The following is an 18,351-nucleotide window of genomic DNA, read 5'->3' on the forward strand; positions in this document are numbered from 1 at the left end:
TTTTGTCTTTCTCTTGTTTTTTTCTCCCGTTGTTTTATTCCCTCCGTGTTTTGGGGGGGGGGGGGGGCGGCCCGGCGCGGGGGGGGCCCCCCCCCCCACGGCCGGGGGCGGGTCGGTCAGTCGTTGTCGAGCGTGCGGGCCGCCTGGACCTCCGGGTTGTCCCACCAACGGTCGTCGCCCACCAGGTCCTTTTCCAGGTCGCGCTTGGCGGCCCAGGTCATGTTCAGGATGGTGCGGGTGGAGTCCTCGCTCAGTGGCACCGTACGGTGCAGAGTGGTGTCGGTGCGCAGCAGGTACAGGTCACCGGACTCCAGTCCGTGGGTGTGGATCTCGCGCTCGCAGAGCGTCTGGTTGATCCGCGGGTCGGACTTGTCCCAGTGGGTGTGCGGTACAGCCTGGAGCATCCCGCCGTGCTCGACCGGCGGCATCCGCAGCGCCCAGATCAGCGCGAAGCTGTAGTCGCCCCAGTGCCAGCCGTGAGTGTCGGACTTGAACTCCTGGTGAGTGATCAGGTAACGCTCGTCATCGGAGACCTGGGGGAGGATCTCCTCCCGGGTGATGTCGGCCAGGAAGCCGAGCAGCACCTCAGAGCGGGACAGCGTGCTGATGAGCTCGCTCTTCTCAATCTCCTCGCTCTTGACCACGCTCATCCGGCGAGGCGTGTTGCCGGTGGTGCTGAGCAGCAGGTTCCGGCGTTCCTTGTGCTCGTCGATCAGCCGGTCGGTCTCCTCGCGGACTGCGGTTTGCAGCTCGTTCGGCACGAGCCGGTTGGCGGCGTCGAACTTGACGAAGCCGAGGCGGTGGAATCGGTCGGCGAGCCGTGAGACGGACTCGGGGGTGTGGTGCTCGGCCAGAAACTTGGCCAGGTCCTCGTTGATCTGCTGCACGTTCATGCGAGTGCTCTCCTTAGATGGTGGCGGGACCGGGCATTCCTCGGTCGGACCGAGGGCCCCGGATGTTCCAGGTGAGGACCGCGGACAGGGCCGCGATCACAGGAATCGCGCTGAGCGCCGTGAGGCTACTGACCTCGGCCGCGAGCCAGGCGCCGACCGCTGCGCCGGCCTGCGTGAGGCTGCTCAGCCAGGCCTGCGTCTCGGCTGCGTTCCCTTCGGGGGCGAGGTCGCCGCCTGCGGTGAACAGTGCGCCGAAGGTCGAACCGTAGGCGAAGCCGGTGATTGGGCAGGCCAGCGCCATGACCAGGGGGGACAGTTGGGAGGCGGCGGCCAGCAGGACGACGCCCGCCGCAAAGACTCCGAGCAGGACCGAGAGTTTGGGCCCCCGTGCGAGCAGGCCGGGGGCGGCTCCCAGGGCGAGGCTGCCGACGATACTCCCGATCGAGAGCGCGCCGATCTGGAAGCCGATGTACGTCGTGGTGTGCTGTGCCACGTTGAGCGCGAAGATGATCACATCGATCGCGGTGATCATTGCGCTGAACGCAGCGTGGGCGATCAGGAGTCGGCGCAGCGGTGCCGAGCGCAGCGGGCCCGCCCAGTGCCCGCTGCCGGTGCGGCGGGCGGGCAGCGGGGCGGCCGGGAGGCTGAGCACCAGCACGACCGAGACCACTGTCAGCGCTCCGAAGAACGCGAACGCCACCTCGCCCGACAGGCTGAGGCAGAGCCAGGTGGCCAGGGCTGGCCCGGTGATGTGCACGATGTCGCTGGTGGCCGCGTCGAGCGCCATTGCGGTGACCAGCTGCCGTTCGCCGCCCACCACCCGCCACAGTGTGCGCATCATGATGCCCACCGGTGGCACGGTGATCCCGCTGAGCGCTGCCAGGGCCAGCAGCAGCAGGACCGGTCCGCGGACCGAGGCCACCGCGGTCAGCAGCCCGAGCGCGACGACGTAGCACACCAGGCAGCCGACCAGGATCGGCCGGTAGGGGTGCCGGTCCATCAGGCGACCGCGGAACGGGGCGGACAGCCCCTGTCCGATCGACATGAAGCTGATCGCCAGAGCGCCTGTCACGTTGGAATAGCGCGGCCCGAGGTAGAGCAGCAGGCTCAGGGCGACCATGCTGAGCGGCAGCTTCGACAGGAGGGCGGCGATCAGCATGCGGCCGATACCGGGTACCGCCAGCAGCTCCCGGTAGCCAGGTGGCAGCAGTTGCAGCCCCCGGCGCCGGCCTGGGCGGAACTCCTCCTCAGTCCGTATCATCGGGGGCGATCTCCAGCGAGACCAGCGCCCGGATCTCGTCGAGTGCCCGGACCACGGCGGCCTGGTCGGGGCCGGACACCCAGGCCCCGACCGGGATGCTCTTGGTGTCGCGGGTGACCGGGACATGATCGCCGGGCTGGTAGGAAACCAGGACCTTGTCGACGCTCGGGTGATTCTCCAGCTCGGCCAGCCCGTGCACTGCGACCAGCGTGCCGGGGGCCCCGTCGTTGCGGATGGCGATCGCCCCGAATATTGCCCGGATGTCCAGGTCCTGGTCCATGATCGCCGGACGTCGGCCGAGGTAGCAGGTGAGCGCGTCGTGGAAGGGCCGAATCGCGGTGTGGTCGGCCCACTGGTCGGTGGCCGGGCCGCCCGGCAGTCGGGCGCCGATCTCCATCAGGTACACGCCGTCGGGGGTGCACTTGACCTCTGTGTGGCTGGGGCCGCGGTGCACACCGAACGCGGAGAGCACCTCGTGGACGTAGGCCTCGACCCGGGCCCAGTCGGGGTCGTCACGCGTGGCCTGGACGTTGTTCCACAGCGGGAAGTCGTAGTCCCGGCTATCCGGCTGCCGGTACTCCCACATGTCCATCACACGGTGCTCGCCGTCGCTGCTGAAGCAGTTGACGGCAAACTCTCGGCCGCGGACGTATTGCTCGACTAGCCACTCCTTGACCGGCCAGCCGAACAGGTCGTTCTCCTCGGCGATCCGCAGGTCCTTCGCCTCCGCGGCGCTGCGGACCAGGGTGACGCCGTGCGCGCCGGCACCCATGGTGGGCTTGACGATGACAGGGAAGCCGATCTCCTCGGCCGCGGCAGGCACCTCGGCCAGGTCGTACACCAACCGGAACACCGGGATCCGCACCCCGCCTTGCGCGGCGTGGGCCCGCATGGCCGCCTTGTTGCGCCTGGCCCAGGCCAGCTCCACCTCGTTGCCGGCCAGCCCGAGTTCGTGGGCCAGGACGTCGGTCAGGTGAACGGCGGACTCCATCGCCGGGACGACCGCCTTCACCTCGAAGTCGATGTCCGTGAGGGCGTCGAGCACGTCGAGGGCCTTGGATGCGTACAGCGACGCGTCGTCGTCCCGCGTGTGGTCGGGCCACCGGGAATTAAGCTCGGTGGGTTCCACGGTGTAGAGGGAGACCACGTGGAGCCCGAAATCACGGGCCGCCTTCTTGTAGCCTTCGCCGGTTTTGACCGGGTCGATGAGGAGTACGGCGGGCTTGCGGCTGCTCAAGGGATCGTTCCTTCTCGGACGGAGTGGGTGCCGGGCCGGTCGGCCGCAGTCACGCGGCGGGCAGCAGTCCGGGGTGGTGGCGTTCGACGACCTGCGGGAAGGCCCGGAGCATCCCCTTCATGACGTTGTCCCCGTAGCCGGCGAAGAGCGGGTTCGAGGGGTCGGGCACGACACCCGCGGCCGTTTCGACGTACGGGCCGGGCAGCGGCTGCATCGACGCGTCCAGTCGGGGGTTGTAGAAGAACGGGGCGGAGTAGCGGTCCACCCCGGGGGCCGGCCGCACCACCCTGTGGGTGGTGGCGCGCAGGTAGCCGCGGGTGGCGACCTCCAGCAGCTCGCCCAGGTTCACGACGAACGCTCCCGGTATCACCGGCACGTCGGCGAACACCCCGTCCTCGACCGCGACCTGGAGCCCGCCCTTGTCGTCCTGCAGGAGCAGGGTGAGGATGCCGTAGTCCTTGTGGACGCCCACGCCCTGGTCGTTGCCGCCGACCTCGGCGCGCTCCGGACCGGGGTAGTGCAACAGCTTGAAGTGGACGTGCGGGTCCGGGGCCACCACGTCGTCCAAGAAGTCCGCAGGGACCTCGAGCGATTCGAGGATCAGTCCGAGCAGCCGGTGCGCGACACCGGTCAGTTCGCCCGTCCACCGGTGAACCGTGCCGGCGAGTTCGGGCATGGCGGCCGGCCACTGGTTGGGGCCGGCCAGCCACCGGTAGGAGGGCTCGTCGGGACGCGGGGCGGCAGAGGGGTGCTCCGGGCCGATGTCGAGCTGGCGCCGCTGGTCCGCGATGCCCTGGGTCAGCTCCCGGCCGATCTCCGAATACCCGCGGAAATGGGGGGAGTTGAGGATACTCAGCGCGGACCGCTCGGACTCACGCAGTGCGAAGAACCTCCGGGCCTGGTCGAGCAGCGCGTCACCGCCGGTGACGCCGTGCCCCACCAGCTGGAAGAAGCCGATGTCGTGGACCGCGGTGCGCAGCCGCTCGAGCAACTCGGCGCGGGTGCGGGGCCCGCGCTCGGCGTCGCGCAGATCGATGACGGGGAACAGCTCGGACAAGGGAGGTCCTCCTTCGAGGTTCGAAAAACGGCAGGGAAGGCCCGCGGACGGGCACGGGAGGGCCTCAGCCGGCCCTGTTCAGCACCTGCCGGGCCGGGCCCGGCAGCTCGCCGTCGTAGCGTCGTTCGATGTAGCTGAGACGGTTCAGCAGCTCGAAAGCGGGCGACCCCGTGGCGGTCCGCGCGGAGGCGGCCGCGATCGGCATCCGGCCGGTCCGCTGCCACTGCAGGCGCCCGGTCCCGTCGATCAGGGTTCGGGCCAGGTTGGCGTTGTCCGGATGCAGGCAGTACGGGACGTCCAGAAGACCCTGCCGGAAAGCTCGGACCAGTGCCTCGCCGACGTCGTGGTGGAGGGAGAGCGTCGCCTCGACCAGGGTGCGCGCCTCGAGGTGGACGGCCTCCTCCTCTGCCGTCACCGACTGCTCCGCGGCGGCGTCCGGCCGGCCCGCCACGTCGCCGGCGAGCTCCAGTGCCTCAATGTTCTCCTCGACCGTGGGGATGCGCTGCGCCTCGACCGCAGTCTTGGTCACCAGCCGCTCGGCCCCGGAGGCCCGGGCCAGTCGGACGCTGTCCTCCAGAAGCCTGAGTGCTCCGGCCGCGGTCCGTGGGAAGACCCCCATGTAGGTGTAAAGGACGACGTGCCAGCGCACCGTGCCGAGGAACTCGGCGGCCAGCCGCCGCATGGCCCGCAACGCGGCCAGATCCTGGACCGGATTGGTCTGCTGTGCATAGCTGAGCGAGACGTTCCCGATCCCGTGCTGGACGAAGAACAGGCACTCGAGCACGCTGAGCGCCACCAGCAGCCCCGGAGGGCAGAGTTGGCCCAGCATGCAGCCGCCGAAGCTCTCCAGGTGGACCGGCTGCCCGGCCGGGGCGCGGCGCGCCAGCAGCTCGCAGCTGTCGGCCCAGGCCCGGGTGGCCTCGGCCACCGGGGTCCGGCTGTAGGGCAGGCAGTACGACACGGGCCCGCCCTCGCTCGCGGTCAGGCCCGCGGCCAGCATGGCCTCGAACAGTTGCAGTGGCAGGGCCGAGCCGTGCCGCAGCTGGACCGGGAAGTCCGGTCCAGCAAGGTCGGCCAGCAGCTGGCGGTTGACCTCGGCTCCGTGCTCCACCAGCGGGTACCCGTTGAGGGACACCCCGGTGCGCAGCGCCTCCCGGGCCGAACCGTGGTCGCCCACCCTGGTGTAGCTGTCGACGGTGATGGTGCCGACGGTGGTGGCCCGGGTTGCGAGCACGGCTTCCAGGCCGGCCCGCATCCGCTCGGGAGCGGAGAACCCCATCCGGGGCTGGACCACCAACTCGCCTGCCCGGGAACGCTCGTGGATGAAGTCGCAGAAGTCGTTCCCGCTGGACTGCAGCAGGGTGCCGTTCATGCGTTTCCTCCCGGAGCCGGCCCGGCGAGCGCCGGCTGTGCCGCGGACGCTGCGCCGAGATAGGCGAGGAACTCGGACACGTCGGGACCGGAGCCGGCCTCGAACACCGCGTCGAATCCGGCGGCGATCAGCTCGGCCTGCGAGCCCGCGTCGACGGTGCCCTGCAGGCCGAGCTTCCCGCCGATCATCATCGGGACCCGGGCGAGCGCCGGCTCTGCGCGCAGCCTGCGGGCCAGCCGGATGCCGTCCAACCTGCCGTGGCCGTTGACTGTGCTGATCACCACCGCGTCCGGAACCCTGGCCAGGCAGACCTCCAGCAGAAGGTCGTCGGGGACGCAGGCGCCCAGGTTCTCCACCTGGTAGCCGTTCTCCTCCAGCAGCAACTGGAGGAAGACCAGGTTCCAGGTGTGCGAGTCGGAGGAGACACTGGACAGTACGCACCGCCTGCGGTGCGCTGGCGAGCTGATCACGTGGGACTCCTTCGGGCTCGGCGGGTCTGTGAAGGACGGAGACAAGGGGTCAGCGGGCGGTCTGCAGGTGGGTGAGCAGCTCGGACCTGAGCAGGCCCTCCTCGGCGAACGCCCCGCCCAGCGAGCTGGAGGTCATCCGGGCGCTCGTCTTGATGCCCCGCATCGTCATGCACAGGTGCTCACCGGTGCCGATCACCGCCACGTCCTCGGTGCCGGTGATCCGGACCACGTCGGCGCCGATATCGGACACCAGGCGCTCCTGCACCTGCAGCCGGTGCGCCCGGTGGTGGGCGATCCGGGCGAACTTCGACAGGCCCAGCAGCCGGTCCGCAGCGCGGTAGGCGATGGTCAGCGAGCAGTTGAAGGGAAGCAGGTGGTGCTCGCACAGCGACCAGACATCGATGCCGGACACCACCACCAGCTGGCCTGCGGTGGTGGTCGCGAAGACCGTGTCGATCGTGCCCGGGTCGTACTTGGTGAACTCGCGCCACCACCGGGCATAGCGTGCGGGCGTGTCCCTGAGCCCGTCCCGCGAGGGGTCCTCGCCGATCTCCTTCAGGAGCCGGCGTGCCAGGTCCTCTAGGGGATCCTCACCGAGCCCGCCCACCATGGAGCGAAGGCCCTTGTCCACGTCCAGGTTGGTACTCATCTCAAACTCCTCTCCTGTGTCCCCAGACCAACGTGTGCAGCCTGGTCGTGATGTTCCAGCGCCGGTCGACGACCTCGTCGGCGAGCTGTCGGATGTGCCGGTCGATTTCCGCGCCGCTCTGGCCCTCAGGCATCACCCAGACCGAGGTGATGCCTGCCGCCGCCACCAGTTCGGCGACCTCGTCGAGGTCGGCGCTGTTCCGGCACACGAACTTGAAGGTGCTGGATGGCAGGGCAGCCAGACGTTCCAGCGCGGCGGGGACGATGCGTTTTGCGGCCGGGTCGCCGGCGTGCGAGAGCTTCGGCGAGACGTTGAAGCGGGCACCCGCCGCGATCAGGCGCGGGTCCGGGATCCGGGTCCCGTTGGTCTCGATCTCCACCTCGACGCCGCGTTCGGCCAGCGCCTCCACGAGCGGGACCAGACGCTTCTGCTGGTTGAGAGGTTCACCGCCGGAGATCACCACCAGCCCGACCCCGAAGGCGAGCAGGCGCTCCAGCACCGTGGCGACGGGCAGCCGGTTCAGCTCCGTTTTCGGATCGAACGCGATGCCGGTGTCGCTGACCCCTTCCCAATCCCAGGTGTAAGGGGTGTCGCACCAGCGGCACGAGAGATTGCAGCCACCCAGCCTTAGGAAGGCACAGCGGCGGCCGAGCGATCGTCCTTCCCCCTGGAAGGACTCAAGTGGGGCCGAAGATCTCGTTGACGACGAGTTCCGGTTCCACGGGGCACCACCTCCTCAAACAGACGGGTTGGGGCATCCCCCGCCGTCCTCCGGCTCAGCGGCGGTACTCGGCCCAGGTCTTGGGGGTTTCGGAGACCCGTACGGCGGTCAGCTCGGGGAACTCCGGGATCCACTGCTCGTAGATCCAGATCGCCAGGTTCTCCGCGGTCGGGTTCTCCGCGACCACCTCGTTGAGGTGCTGGTGGTCCAGCCACTCGTCGATCCACCCCTTGAAGCTGGAGAGATCCCCGTAGTCACGGACGAAACCGGGGCCGGTCAGCGCTTCCCGGCCGGCGCTCAGCTCGATTTCGACGACGTAGTTGTGGCCGTGCAGACGGCCGCACTGGTGGCGCTCGGGAAGCCCGGCGAGCTGGTGGCTGGCGGAGAAGGCGAACTGCTTGGAGATGCGCAGCGTCATGATGTGTGCTCCTGGTAGATAGTGGGGTCTTGGACACCGGCCGCGGCGAACGCCTCCTGGCGTTCCCAGCACGCGGCACAGCGGGCGCAATGGTCGTCCTCCCCGCGCAGGCAGGTCCAAGTCTCGGTCCACGGGAGACCAAGCCGCTCGCCCAGCCTGACGACATCCTTCTTGCCCAGGCCGGACAGCGGCGCGAGCAGGGCGAGGTCGGGATGGGCGTACCCGGCGGTGGCGATCCGTTCCATCGCGATGAAGGACTCCAGGAACTCCGGAGTGCTGTCGGGGACGGACACGGTGTCGTCCGCCATGATCCCGATGGCGACGGCTTGGGCCTTCTCAGCCACCGCCACTGCGAACGCCACCGACAGAAGCAGGGCGTTGCGGTTCGGGACGATGTTCGGGCTCTCGCCGTACCCGGACCAGGTCTGCTCCGGGATGTCGACCGTCGGGTCGGTCAGCGAGGAGCCGCGCAGCAGGCCGCCCATCGCGCTCAGGTCCGCCACCTGGTGGACCGCGCCGAGCCGCCTGCCGGCGGCGGCGGCGAACCGGTGCTCCTTGCGGTGGCGCTGCCCGTAGTCGACGGACAGCAGATGCAGGTCGTTGCCCAGCTCCTTGAGCTGGTGCGCCATCGTGACGGAGTCCATGCCTCCCGAGACGATGGCGACGATCTTCGCCACAGTGTTCCCCCTGATGTGTCGGTGCTGACTTATGCGGTGGCCGCGGCCGGTCGGTCGTCCGACTGCGGCGGTGTGCTGGGGCCCGGCGCGGCCAGCCCCGCGCTCAGTCGAGCGGAGCGCCGCGGACGACCACCGCGGCAGCGGCGCGGGTCAAGGCCACCTCGCACTCCTGCTCGGTGGCGGCGACAGCCACCACCAGGGCGTACCGGCAACGGACGTGGTCGGCGGGCGGCAGCCGGAGCTGCCGGCCCGGCCCCGCCAGAACCTGCACGTCGTGGATCTCCGTGGACAGGCGCTCCCGGTCGACGTCCACGGACTCGACCGTCAGGTCCCGCTCGGGGTACAGGAAGCGGATGGCCGCCACCCGCTGCCGGGAGGCTGTAGTCCTGGGGAGCGCCCCGGCGGCCAGGTCGGCCGCCACCAGCCCGACCTCGATGCCGGTCGCGAGTCCACCCAGGTAGGGGATCCGGTCGCCGCCGACCCGGGCGTTGATCTCCACCACCCGGGGGCCGGCCGAGGTGAGCCGGAGCTCGGTGTGGGTGACCGTGTCGGTGAGGCCGACGGCGGTGTGGGCATCCTGGAGGACCTGTAGTAGCACGGGGTCGCCGAGCAGCGGGTCGTCCGCCCTGACCAGGTGGCCGACCTCCTCGAACCCCGGTGCGTACCCGATCCGCTTCCGGGCGACGAAGAGCACCGTGACCAGGCCGTCGCGGCAGACGGCGTCCACGCTGATCTCCGGCCCGTCGAGGTACTCCTCGACCAGGACTGGGCGCTCGTACGTCGGGACCTCGTCGAACCAGATGGCGGTGGCCTCGCGGTACGCCTCCGCCAGGTCCTGCGGGGCCCGCACCAGCGACACGCCGTTGCTCGCGGACAGCGCCCGCGGCTTGACCACCACGGGGTAGCCGAGGCGCTCGGCGGCCTGCCGTGCCTCCTCGAAGTCGCCGACCGCGATCGACTCGGCCTGCGGCACGCCGACGGCCTTCAGCGCCTGGCGTCCGGCGAACTTGTCCCGGCACGCGTGCACCGCCTCCACCGGGCTGGTCCGCAGCCCGAGGGCGGTGGCCACCACGGCGGCCGACTCGACGCGGGTTTCCTCGTACGTCAGCACCCCGGCGAAGTCCTCCGGGCTCCCCTTGGCGATCTTGATCATCGCCTCGGGGTCCAGGGTGTTCACCGTAGAGTACGTCGCGATGTAGGGCGACTCCCAGGTGGGGGTCGCCTGGGACAGCAGGTGCAGCCGGTACCGGGTCGCCATGGCGCGCAGCATGTACTCGCGCCAGATCTGGGCGCCGCTGCCGATGAGCAGCAGCAGGGGTTTGTGTCCGTCGGCCGGGTGGTCGTTGGTCATGTGGTCACCGTTCGGTGCAGAGGGAGGTGGTGTCGTATCGCCGGGCCGCGACGGCCCGGCGGGGGGTCAGGCCGAGAGGCGGTGGACGGATCGACCTCGACCTCGAACAGGCCGACCGCCTGCTGCGCCCGGCTCAGCGCCGTGTCGGGGTCCTCGCCGACCGCGAGCACGTCGCCCTGACGGTCCCAGGAGCTGCGCAGCGGCGGAACCAGGTCGCCGACGGCTGCGGTGAGGTAGGCGGACTCAACCCCTTCGGCGGCGCGCGCCTCGTCGAGACCGCCGACCGAGGTCACCTCGCCCTCCGGAAGGGTGAGGAACCAGATCGCGGCCGCGGCCGCCAGGGGCCGCGGGGTCAGATCCAGCGGCTTGCCCGACAGCCAGGTGAAGGTGAGCTCCTGGACGTCGAAGCCGCTGGCCAGCCGGACGAGTTCGACGATCGCGTCGCCGCCGGGCCTGGTGTGCGTCTCGATGACCCGGGGGCCGCGATCGGTCAGGACGATCTCGGTGTGGGCAGGACCCTCCTGGACACCGAGTGCTGTCAGCAACCTTCGCACCTCGGCGGCGATCGGGGCCTGCTGCTCGGCGGTGATCCGGGCGGGCACCAGGTGGCCGATCTCGACGAAGTTCGCCGTCTTGAACTTTTCGGTCACCGCCAGTATGTGGTGTTCGCCGGCCACGCTGAAGGTCTCCACGCTGAATTCCGGGCCGGTCAGGAACTCCTCTGCCAGCCACGGTGCCGACGTCTCCTTCCCTGGTACGGAGAAGTCCAACTCCCCGGCCAGCTCCCGTAGTCGGGCCCCATGTCGCACGAAGTGGATCTGCTGACTCCCGGTTCCCCTGGTGGGCTTGAGGATCAGTGGGAAGCCGAGGACCTCGCCGAGTCCGAGGAGGTCCTGTGCGCAGCGCACCTTGGCGAAGGCGACCTTGCCGACCTCGCTGCCGCGCAGCACCTCGCGCATGAATGCCTTGTCGTCCACAGCCGTGACGGTCCTCAACGGGGTGGCGGTGAGCCCCAGCTCCTGATTGATCCGGGCGACCGTCTGCAGGAAGGTGTCGTGCATGGTGACCGCAAGATCGAATGGCTGGACGCCGTGCAAAGCCACTGCCGCCTGCACGACCCGGTCCGGTGAGACGTCGGGCAGCAGGAGCACGGTTTCGGCCAGCTCCCGGTGGCGCTCCGACAAAGCGTCCTTGGAACCCAGGTAGCCGATCGTCAGTCCCGCACTGTGTGCTGCTTCCATCGCCTCCGTGCGCTTGCCCCCGACAAACAACACGTTGGAGACGGCTGATGGCCTGATCACCTTGCTCCCCCTGGCTCTTCAATGGTCATGGAATCAACTCCACGCCGGACCGGGTCCGGCTGTTGCCGCAGCGGGCGCATCAGCGAGGTGCCCGCGGTTGGATGAACAGTGCGATGGGCGCCCGTGACCGGCCTGACCACCCCGACCCCGCACCACGCCAGCCCCCGTGACTTGCAGACTTCAGGATGGAATTGGCTCACTGAAGTCGGGGACCTGGGCGCCCATGAGTTGTTCCGCGCCGCCCTCGAGGAGTTTGGCGGTCTCGTTTGCGCGGGCGAGCATGGTGGCCTCGTAGGCGCGGATGGCGTCGGCGATGGTGTCGGAGGCGGTTATGGCCAGGGCGAGTTCGGCGGCGTCGAGCATGGCGTAGTTGACGCCGACGCCGAGCGGCGGCATGAGGTGTGCGGCGTCGCCGAGCAGGGTGAGGGCGGGGTTGGAGTCCCAGGTGGTCGGGACGGGCAGTGCGTAGATCGGGCGGTCCACGTAGCGGCCGTCGTTGTCGCTGATGAGGCGGCGCAATGCGGGTGACCAGGTGGCGTACTCCTCCAGCAGGCGGGCGCGGATCGCGGCGGTGTCGTCGATGGTCAGGCCGCTGTCGGCGATCCAGCCTGCCGGGACACGGCGGATCAGATAGACGCGGATGTGGTCGCCGCCGTTGCGCTGGGCGAACATGCCGCGCTCGCCGTCGCCGGCGGCGGCGCTGCCCTGGCCGACCAGGTCGGCGATGTCGGGGTGGCGGGCGTCGACGTCGTCGAACCAGGCCTCCAGGAAACTGACGCCGGTGTAGCCGGGGACGGCGGGGGACAGGGCTGGTCGGACCCGGGAGAAGGCTCCGTCGGCGCCGATGACCAGGTCGGTCTCGATGATGGTGCCGTCGGTGAAGTGCAGGAGGCGTGGGCCGTCCGCGGGTCCACTGACGTGGTCGAGGCCACGGCCCCACTGGACGGTTCCGGGCTGGAGGGAGTTCAGAAGCAGGTCGCGGAGTACGCCGCGGTCGATCTCAGGTTTGACGAGCTCCCCCTCCGCGGGCACGTGGTGGTTGATGATCTCGCCCGATGGTGTCATCTGCCGCATCTCCTGCCCTTCGGGGCGGGCCAGGGCGAAGAACTGGTCCAGCAGTCCGGCCTCGCGGAGCGCGATCTGGCCGTCGTCGTGCAGGTCCAGGGTGCCGCCCTGGTTGCGTGCGTCCGGGCTGCTGTCGCGGTCGTAGACGGTGGCGCTGATGCCGTGCTTCTGGAGGATGCGCGCGCAGGTCAGGCCGCCGGGGCCCGCCCCGACGATGGCGATCCGGGGGGTGGCATGGGTGTTCATGGCTGTGCTCCGATCATGAGGGCGGGTTGGCGCCTTCCGCTGCTCGCGGGCACCGGATGAGGGTGCAAGGTCGCAGGCTGGTGCCGCCCGCGGTGGCGTTGTTCTCCTGGCCTGGGGGCGGTGCGGAGACGGTCGGTCAGTGCGCTGCAGCCACCACATCAGGAGAGCACACCAAGGCAATAAGTGCAACAGCTCAATTTTGGAATCAGGGAAACCGTTGAGGTATGGTAGCCCTATGGTCGACACCACCACGCAGGACGATGCCGCACCGGCCCCCATCGGCCGCCGTGAACGCAAGAAGGCGGCCACTCGGCAGGCCATCGCCGACGCAGCCCTGCGGCTGTTCCTGGAACGCGGCTACGACAACGTCGGCATCCGCGAGATCGCCGACGCCGCAGACGTGTCGACCACCACCCTGTTCAAGCACTTCACTGTCAAGGAAGCACTCGTCTTCGACCGCGAGGCCGACCTCGAATCCGCCCTCCTGGCCGCCGTGCGTGAGCGCCCTGCAGGGCAGTCCGTCCCCGACGCCCTGCGTCAGCACGCCCTCCGCCACCGCCGATCAGGAGCCGGCGCCGATCCGCGCTTCGCCACCTTCCTTGAGCTGGTCAATAAGACCCCGGCGCTGCGCGACTATCACCAGGCCATGTGGCTCCGCCACACGGCGGCCCTCGCCGCGGCCGTCGCCGAGGAGAACGGACTCCCGGCCGACGACCCCGCATGCACCGCCCTGGCCCACTTCGCCCTCGAAGCCCCGCACGCCGCCCGCGCACACCCCGACCCCGACCAGGTCATCACAGCCGCCTTCGACCTGCTGGACCACGGCTGGCACGCACTCGCCCGACCGGCAAGCGAAGGCCGGCGCGCACGCTGACCGAGCCGCGCACCTGTTGACAAAGGAAGGCGACAGGGCCGGTGCAGGTCCAATGAACCCACTTGGCCCGGTTCGCGGCGACGCGAAGCCAATCGGAGCCGATGGGGATTGCTGACAGGGCTTGACGACAGATGGGTTCCAATTCTTCGTTCGGAAGGGACCTATCGGCGGCAACCTGCTCTACAAACGGGTCTCGACTGACAATCAGTCGACCGGCCCGCCGAACCTCCTCCTCACCGAGCCCGGGATCGAGGTCCCGGTCACCCCCGAGGAGCAGGCCATCACCTCCAGCCGCCTCCATCCCCAGCAGTGAGCGAAGGTCGGCGAACTGCTGAGGTAGCGCGGCCCGGCGACACGGAGCACATCTCCGAGATGTTCCGCCTCGTCCGCGGCACCGGCCACATCCTCGACGTGCTCGACGTCCTCCACCGTGATCGCCTCGCCCTGCGCATCCACGACGGCGCGTTCCTCGTTATGGACCTTCCCGCCCGCCACCCGCGCACCGGAGTTCATGGTGCAGACCCTCGCGGCCGCCGGCGAGCTCCAGCGCGACCTGCAGTGCGAGCTCACCTGCAACGGCTTGCGGGGCGCCGAGGCCACGGGCAGCAAGGGCGGCCGCCACCCGGCCATCACCACCACGAAGACCAATGCCGTCCGTACGGCGCACCTGGACGGCCGGCCCATCGCCGCCCTGGCCCGCGAACACGGCATCAGCCGCGAAGCCATCCGCACCGCGTCGCCGACCTCCTGCCCGAGCGCATCGCCGCCGACCACGAGGACACCCCGGCCGAGCTACCGGCCGTCCTCGACATGCCAGTCAAGGTCGCCTACTTCCTCCGTACCGCCGAACTGGACGACATCGAGCGGGCCGCGCTCGCGACCGGCTCGAAGGTGCGCCGCGGCCAAGGCTGCGCCCTCCGCGTCAGCGCCGCCCCTGCCGTACACCGCGGACTCCTCGTCCGCGCCCGGCCCCTCTGCGGCGCCAAGGCCGTTCCGGTCCAGCACAAGGCCCGCCGCGAGTACGAGAGCCGCGTCACTGCCCTCAGCCAGTAGCGTCAGGCCGGTGGCCGGCGAGAACTTGGCCGTGTTTCGGTAGTAGAGGATGAGTCTTGGGCGGAGAGTTCTTCGGCCAGTTCCATACAGCGCAGGCGGGCCGGGGAGAGGTCGTAGGGCATCATGCCGACGCCTTCGAACGCGCTCATGGAGCGGACCTCCCGCCTGCCAGAGCCAAGGTCGGCCTCGTCCTCGCCGTCATCGGGATGCAGAGCGTCCCAGGCGTCGAAGAGGGCATCGTCTTCCTTATCCAGGTCGGACTCCTCGATGACGGCGTGCAGGGCGCTTTCGAAGGTGTGCCGCTCGAGGGCCACTTGAGCCACCCGTGGATCATGGACGGCGACACTGTCATCGAGTGCCTCCTCGGCGTCATCGATGCGGTCGGAATCCTCCCGCAGAGTGGGATGCCTGGCCAGGACGACGAAGCGGGTGGCCTGGACGGCCGCGCCGAGCGGGCCGAAGATCCGCTCAGTGACCAGCAGAGTGTCCAGGTCCGCCTGACGCAGGGAGCCCTCGGGCAGGCTCTTGAGGCGTTCGGTGACGAAGTCGGAGAGCAGGCCCATCCGGCTGCCTTCGGTCCGCATCCGCTGCACGGCGGTCCGTTGCCGCCGCAATTCCGCCTCCTGCTCGGCGAGGGTTTCCTCCAACCGCTCCAGGATGCCGGCGATACCTTCTCCGCTGTCCGCGCCGGCGGAAGCCGTGCCGGTGGTAAAGGCGTCACGGATGTCGTTCAGGGCAATCCCGGCGTCGGCCATCTTGCGAATCCACAGCAGGCGGATCATGTCCTCGTACCCGTAGCGGCGGCGGTCATCACCGCCCCGCTCAGGCTCGGGGAGCAGGCCGATCTCGTGGTAATGGCGAATCGCCCGTGGCGTGCTGCCGACGAAGGCTGCCGCGTCACCGATCTTGACCTGGCGGGGTGGTATGAAAGACGAATGCATGAGCAGGGACCTTTTCTCAAGGGACCGGGACGCAAGTCCACTGGACCACATGCCGCTACGGAAGGTGCAACCCCAAACACACCGCCTCGCGCCAATGCCAGGGAGCGCGCCCTTCCTCCGTAATGACCAGCAGGCCCGTCCCTTCCTGCCGGGGGAATCCGCACGACGGCAGACTGAGGCTTCACAGTCACCTCGGGGTGCACCACGAGGCCCTGCGGGACTGGACCCGGCAGGACGAGGCGGACCGTGGTGAGCGCGACGACCGGCTGACCACCACGGAGAAGGAGGAACTGGCCGATCTGCGCAAGGAGAACGCCGAGCTCCGCCGGGCCTACGAGATTCTCAAGGCCGCATCGGCTATTTCGCCCAGGAGCTCGACCCGACCCGGTGACCTCCATGAGGAAGTCGTAGAACAAGCGGACCGGCACCAGTCGCTGCTGGATGGTGGCGTTGGCCAGGCCCGCCCCCGAGTCGATCGAGACTGCATTCGGCCCTCGATGGTGAGGCCGTGAGGTCAACTCCCCTACGTAGAGGGCTATATGTGCGCGGTGGCCAGGTCGACGATCTCCCGTTCGCACATCAGCAGGTACTCGGCCAGCCCGCAGGCGTAGGCATCGATCGTGCGGGGCGCACGTCCGAGATCTGTCCAGATCGTCAGCCATGTCGTCGCCTGCTCGTGTCGGCCGAGCACCGGCCACTTCTCCGTCAGCACCGTTGTGCCGCTCAACACATCTCCCAAGTCCGTGGTTGCACCGGAGAGACATGATCCCCCCTGCAGATTCCACGTAACTTCTAAGATGATCAAGAGGCAGATGTACGGACGGGCGGGATTCGACCTCCTGCGAAAGCGTGTCCTTCTCGCGGGCTGAACACGGTCACGCCGCCGACTACTTGAGAAGTCTGAAGCCCGGTTGGGCAGCCCGCCCACGCAAGAACTCCGTCGTGCCGAACACGGTCGGCAATGGGCCGTCCGTCATCGCGAGCAGACCCGGAAGTCGGTCCACGACTGCAGCCTGGTCATCCAGGAGCTCAGCGTTACTGACCTCGGCTCGTCAGGGTGATGTCGGGATGTCGAGGCTCAGACCGGTGCCGGCTATGAAGCCGTCGAGGGTGTCGGGCCGGTATTGCAGGCGTTTGAGCCGGTTGCGTACGAGGGTTTCGAGTCGGTCGAGGGCCATGACGGCGAGGTTGGCGAGGCCGCGTTTGACGTGTGCCCAGACCCATTCGACGGGGTTGAGGTCGGGTGAATAGGCGGGGAGAAGGAAGACCGTCAGCCAGGTGCGCTGGGCGATCAAGTCGCGCATGGCATGGGAGACGTGGGTGTTCAGGCGGTCCCAGACCAGCACGATCGGCGCTTTGACGAGGTGGTGCACGCCGTCGATCAGAGCGATGAAGTCGCGCTCGCCCATGCTGCGGAGCTGGCCCTTGCCCGCGGGGTGCGTGATCAGGCGGTGGCACAGCCGGGTGCGGGCGCCGGGCCGCATGGCGATCGGCCCGGCCACCGACAGGCGTCCCGATCGGCGGCCGCTGACCGTCACGACCGGGGTGCGGCCTCGCCCGCCCCAGGTGCGTCCTCTGGGCGGACGGCGGGTGAAGCCTGCCTCGTCCTCGAAGCAGATGTAGCCCCCGCAGGCCGCCCGCGCTCTTTTACCTCCGCCCAGGTCGCCTCTCTCCACACGGTGACGGCCTGCTCGTCCCGCTCGGCCACCCGCCGTGTGGGGACCTGCGGGCTGAAGCCGAGCCGATGCATCAGCCTCGTGGCGCCCGAGACGCTGTAGGAGACGTGGAACTTGCGGCCGATCAGCGTGGCCACCCTTGCCGCGGTCCAGACCTGGTCCTCCACCCAGCCGTGCGCGGCCGGACCCTCCTCCAGATACGCGGCCAGGTTCTCCAGGCAGCGCGACGACAGACGGCACCGCGACCCGCTCGGGCCGCGAGAGGCCAACTCCAGAGCCCCGCCCGCCTGCCACAACTGGTGCCACCGGTAGGCCGACTTCGGGCTCACCCGCAGACGCCGCGCGACCTCCGGCGGCTTGACTTTCTGCTCGAACAACTCGGCGGCGTGCATCCGCACCGACTCCCGGCGCACCCGGCCTACGGCGGTCAACCCGCCCCCATCCGCATATCTCACCCACCACCGGATACAGCCACCGCACCGCACCAATCAGGCACTTCGAGAAGGTTCACCCTGACGAGCCGAGGTCAGTAGCAACGCCGCCGACCACATCCATGATGGCAGCCGTCGGCAGGGTCGTGGAGAGGTGATCGATCGGTCTGTTGCACCCGGCGATGACATCCACCGCGTGTGTCGGGCTGAAGCCGATGAGGGGTTCCGGATCGGGGCTGTCCGCGTGCTCAGCCTCGAAGGTCTTCTCATCCCCGATGCCGGGACCCATGACATGAACCAGAAATGGCTGGCGACTGTCGCCTTCACCTGGGTCCGTGGCACCGGTCGGTCGGCGAACATGTTGAGTTCGTAGCCGCCAAGGCGCTTCTCCTCGAACCAGGCTGACGATCCCAGTAGGAAGCCCCGGAGTCGCTCAACAACTGCGGCCGGAACCGCCTCGGCCCACTCAATCACCAACACGGGGCCAGCCATAGCTGGAACTTGGCCAACCGAACGGCTCAACCCCAGTGCATTAATCAACATGACCACTCCACAGAACTCGGCTCTGTCGCTGATTGAGGGGTTCGCGCTGGGCCACAGGTGGGCGGGCATCACTTGGGCGTGGCTGATGGGGTTCGGGTCGCTGACCTGCTCTTCC

The 18,351-nt window shown here is 69.1% G+C and carries 23 protein-coding genes and 1 pseudogene; 3 read left to right on the plus strand and 21 right to left on the minus strand.

The annotated features are described in order from the left end of the window. Nucleotides 1-116: 116 nt before the first annotated feature. From ACFXHB_RS38660 to ACFXHB_RS38720, 13 genes are all read right to left on the minus strand, one after another. Nucleotides 117-893, minus strand: a complete 777-nt coding sequence (locus tag ACFXHB_RS38660; RefSeq protein WP_380580760.1) for an ArpA protein — start codon at nt 891-893, stop codon at nt 117-119. A gap of 13 nt (nt 894-906) precedes the next feature. Further along, entirely contained in the window at nt 907-2,154 is a 1,248-nt protein-coding gene (locus ACFXHB_RS38665) for an MFS transporter (protein ID WP_380580762.1), read from the minus strand. Beyond that, nucleotides 2,141-3,391: an ATP-grasp domain-containing protein gene (locus ACFXHB_RS38670; protein WP_380580764.1), complete on the minus strand. Its 1,251-nt coding sequence runs from the start codon at nt 3,389-3,391 to the stop codon at nt 2,141-2,143. The genes ACFXHB_RS38665 and ACFXHB_RS38670 overlap by 14 nt, the downstream gene beginning before the upstream one ends. Before the next feature lie 49 nt (nt 3,392-3,440). Continuing rightward, the gene (locus ACFXHB_RS38675; RefSeq protein WP_380580766.1) at nt 3,441-4,448 is read right to left on the minus strand and encodes an isopenicillin N synthase family dioxygenase; all 1,008 of its coding nucleotides are present in this window, start codon (nt 4,446-4,448) and stop codon (nt 3,441-3,443) included. Nucleotides 4,449-4,512: 64 nt separating this feature from the next. After that, nucleotides 4,513-5,820, minus strand: coding sequence for a methylaspartate mutase (locus ACFXHB_RS38680; RefSeq protein WP_380580768.1), 1,308 nt, complete (start codon nt 5,818-5,820; stop codon nt 4,513-4,515). Then, nucleotides 5,817-6,290, minus strand: a complete 474-nt coding sequence (locus ACFXHB_RS38685; protein WP_380580770.1) for a cobalamin B12-binding domain-containing protein — start codon at nt 6,288-6,290, stop codon at nt 5,817-5,819. The genes ACFXHB_RS38680 and ACFXHB_RS38685 overlap by 4 nt, the downstream gene beginning before the upstream one ends. A gap of 49 nt (nt 6,291-6,339) precedes the next feature. Then, a complete protein-coding gene (folE, locus tag ACFXHB_RS38690; protein ID WP_380580772.1) occupies nt 6,340-6,939 on the minus strand; it encodes a GTP cyclohydrolase I in 600 nt (199 codons plus the stop codon). Between the two features lies 1 nt (nt 6,940). Continuing rightward, nucleotides 6,941-7,564 carry a 7-carboxy-7-deazaguanine synthase QueE gene (locus tag ACFXHB_RS38695; protein ID WP_380580800.1) on the minus strand — a complete coding sequence of 208 codons (624 nt, stop codon included), beginning with the start codon at nt 7,562-7,564 and terminating at the stop codon, nt 6,941-6,943. Between the two features lie 151 nt (nt 7,565-7,715). Continuing rightward, nucleotides 7,716-8,078: a 6-pyruvoyl tetrahydropterin synthase family protein gene (locus ACFXHB_RS38700; protein ID WP_380580774.1), complete on the minus strand. Its 363-nt coding sequence runs from the start codon at nt 8,076-8,078 to the stop codon at nt 7,716-7,718. Next, nucleotides 8,075-8,755 (minus strand): 7-cyano-7-deazaguanine synthase, encoded by a 681-nt coding sequence (locus ACFXHB_RS38705; protein ID WP_380580776.1) that lies wholly within the window; start codon nt 8,753-8,755, stop codon nt 8,075-8,077. The genes ACFXHB_RS38700 and ACFXHB_RS38705 overlap by 4 nt, the downstream gene beginning before the upstream one ends. A gap of 103 nt (nt 8,756-8,858) precedes the next feature. After that, entirely contained in the window at nt 8,859-10,106 is a 1,248-nt protein-coding gene (locus tag ACFXHB_RS38710; RefSeq protein ID WP_380580778.1) for an ATP-grasp domain-containing protein, read from the minus strand. Then, entirely contained in the window at nt 10,103-11,347 is a 1,245-nt protein-coding gene (locus ACFXHB_RS38715; protein ID WP_380580780.1) for an ATP-grasp domain-containing protein, read from the minus strand. The genes ACFXHB_RS38710 and ACFXHB_RS38715 overlap by 4 nt, the downstream gene beginning before the upstream one ends. A 240-nt stretch (nt 11,348-11,587) precedes the next feature. Next, nucleotides 11,588-12,718, minus strand: a complete 1,131-nt coding sequence (locus ACFXHB_RS38720; protein WP_380580782.1) for an FAD-dependent oxidoreductase — start codon at nt 12,716-12,718, stop codon at nt 11,588-11,590. Between the two features lie 235 nt (nt 12,719-12,953). Between ACFXHB_RS38720 and ACFXHB_RS38725 the strand changes: the two genes are divergently transcribed. Beyond that, nucleotides 12,954-13,592, plus strand: coding sequence for a TetR/AcrR family transcriptional regulator (locus ACFXHB_RS38725; RefSeq protein WP_380580784.1), 639 nt, complete (start codon nt 12,954-12,956; stop codon nt 13,590-13,592). A gap of 204 nt (nt 13,593-13,796) precedes the next feature. Here ACFXHB_RS38725 and ACFXHB_RS38730 read toward each other — a convergent pair whose 3' ends face one another. After that, the gene (locus ACFXHB_RS38730; RefSeq protein ID WP_380580786.1) at nt 13,797-14,105 is read right to left on the minus strand and encodes a hypothetical protein; all 309 of its coding nucleotides are present in this window, start codon (nt 14,103-14,105) and stop codon (nt 13,797-13,799) included. Between the two features lie 297 nt (nt 14,106-14,402). On the opposite strand from ACFXHB_RS38730, the gene ACFXHB_RS38735 reads away from it, so the two are divergent. Further along, nucleotides 14,403-14,645, plus strand: coding sequence for a hypothetical protein (locus ACFXHB_RS38735; RefSeq protein WP_380580788.1), 243 nt, complete (start codon nt 14,403-14,405; stop codon nt 14,643-14,645). A gap of 2 nt (nt 14,646-14,647) precedes the next feature. On the opposite strand, the gene ACFXHB_RS38740 is transcribed toward ACFXHB_RS38735, so the two are convergent. Further along, on the minus strand, nt 14,648-15,586 hold the full coding sequence (locus tag ACFXHB_RS38740) for a MerR family transcriptional regulator (protein ID WP_380580790.1): 939 nt from the start codon (nt 15,584-15,586) through the stop codon (nt 14,648-14,650). A 197-nt stretch (nt 15,587-15,783) separates the two neighbouring features. On the opposite strand from ACFXHB_RS38740, the gene ACFXHB_RS38745 reads away from it, so the two are divergent. After that, a complete protein-coding gene (locus ACFXHB_RS38745) occupies nt 15,784-16,098 on the plus strand; it encodes a hypothetical protein (protein ID WP_380580792.1) in 315 nt (104 codons plus the stop codon). Nucleotides 16,099-16,121: 23 nt separating this feature from the next. On the opposite strand, the gene ACFXHB_RS38750 is transcribed toward ACFXHB_RS38745, so the two are convergent. The 6 genes and pseudogenes from ACFXHB_RS38750 to ACFXHB_RS38775 all read right to left on the minus strand — a co-directional run. Continuing rightward, entirely contained in the window at nt 16,122-16,313 is a 192-nt protein-coding gene (locus ACFXHB_RS38750) for a hypothetical protein (protein ID WP_380580794.1), read from the minus strand. 160 nt (nt 16,314-16,473) lie between these two features. Further along, nucleotides 16,474-16,611, minus strand: a complete 138-nt coding sequence (locus ACFXHB_RS38755) for a hypothetical protein (protein ID WP_380580802.1) — start codon at nt 16,609-16,611, stop codon at nt 16,474-16,476. Nucleotides 16,612-16,638: 27 nt separating this feature from the next. Beyond that, complete coding sequence (locus tag ACFXHB_RS38760) at nt 16,639-17,205, minus strand: transposase (RefSeq protein WP_380580804.1); 567 nt, start codon at nt 17,203-17,205, stop codon at nt 16,639-16,641. After that, nucleotides 17,121-17,693 (minus strand): winged helix-turn-helix domain-containing protein, encoded by a 573-nt coding sequence (locus ACFXHB_RS38765; protein WP_380580796.1) that lies wholly within the window; start codon nt 17,691-17,693, stop codon nt 17,121-17,123. Before ACFXHB_RS38765 ends, ACFXHB_RS38760 begins: the two co-directional genes overlap by 85 nt. A gap of 76 nt (nt 17,694-17,769) precedes the next feature. After that, complete coding sequence (locus tag ACFXHB_RS38770) at nt 17,770-17,982, minus strand: DUF6368 family protein (protein WP_380580798.1); 213 nt, start codon at nt 17,980-17,982, stop codon at nt 17,770-17,772. A gap of 14 nt (nt 17,983-17,996) precedes the next feature. Further along, nucleotides 17,997-18,305 (minus strand): annotated as a pseudogene (locus ACFXHB_RS38775) (DUF6368 family protein); the annotation flags it as partial. Nucleotides 18,306-18,351: the final 46 nt, after the last annotated feature.

It is taken from the genome of Kitasatospora sp. NPDC059327, assembly GCF_042752535.1.
Taxonomy (GTDB): Bacteria; Actinomycetota; Actinomycetes; order Streptomycetales; family Streptomycetaceae; genus Kitasatospora.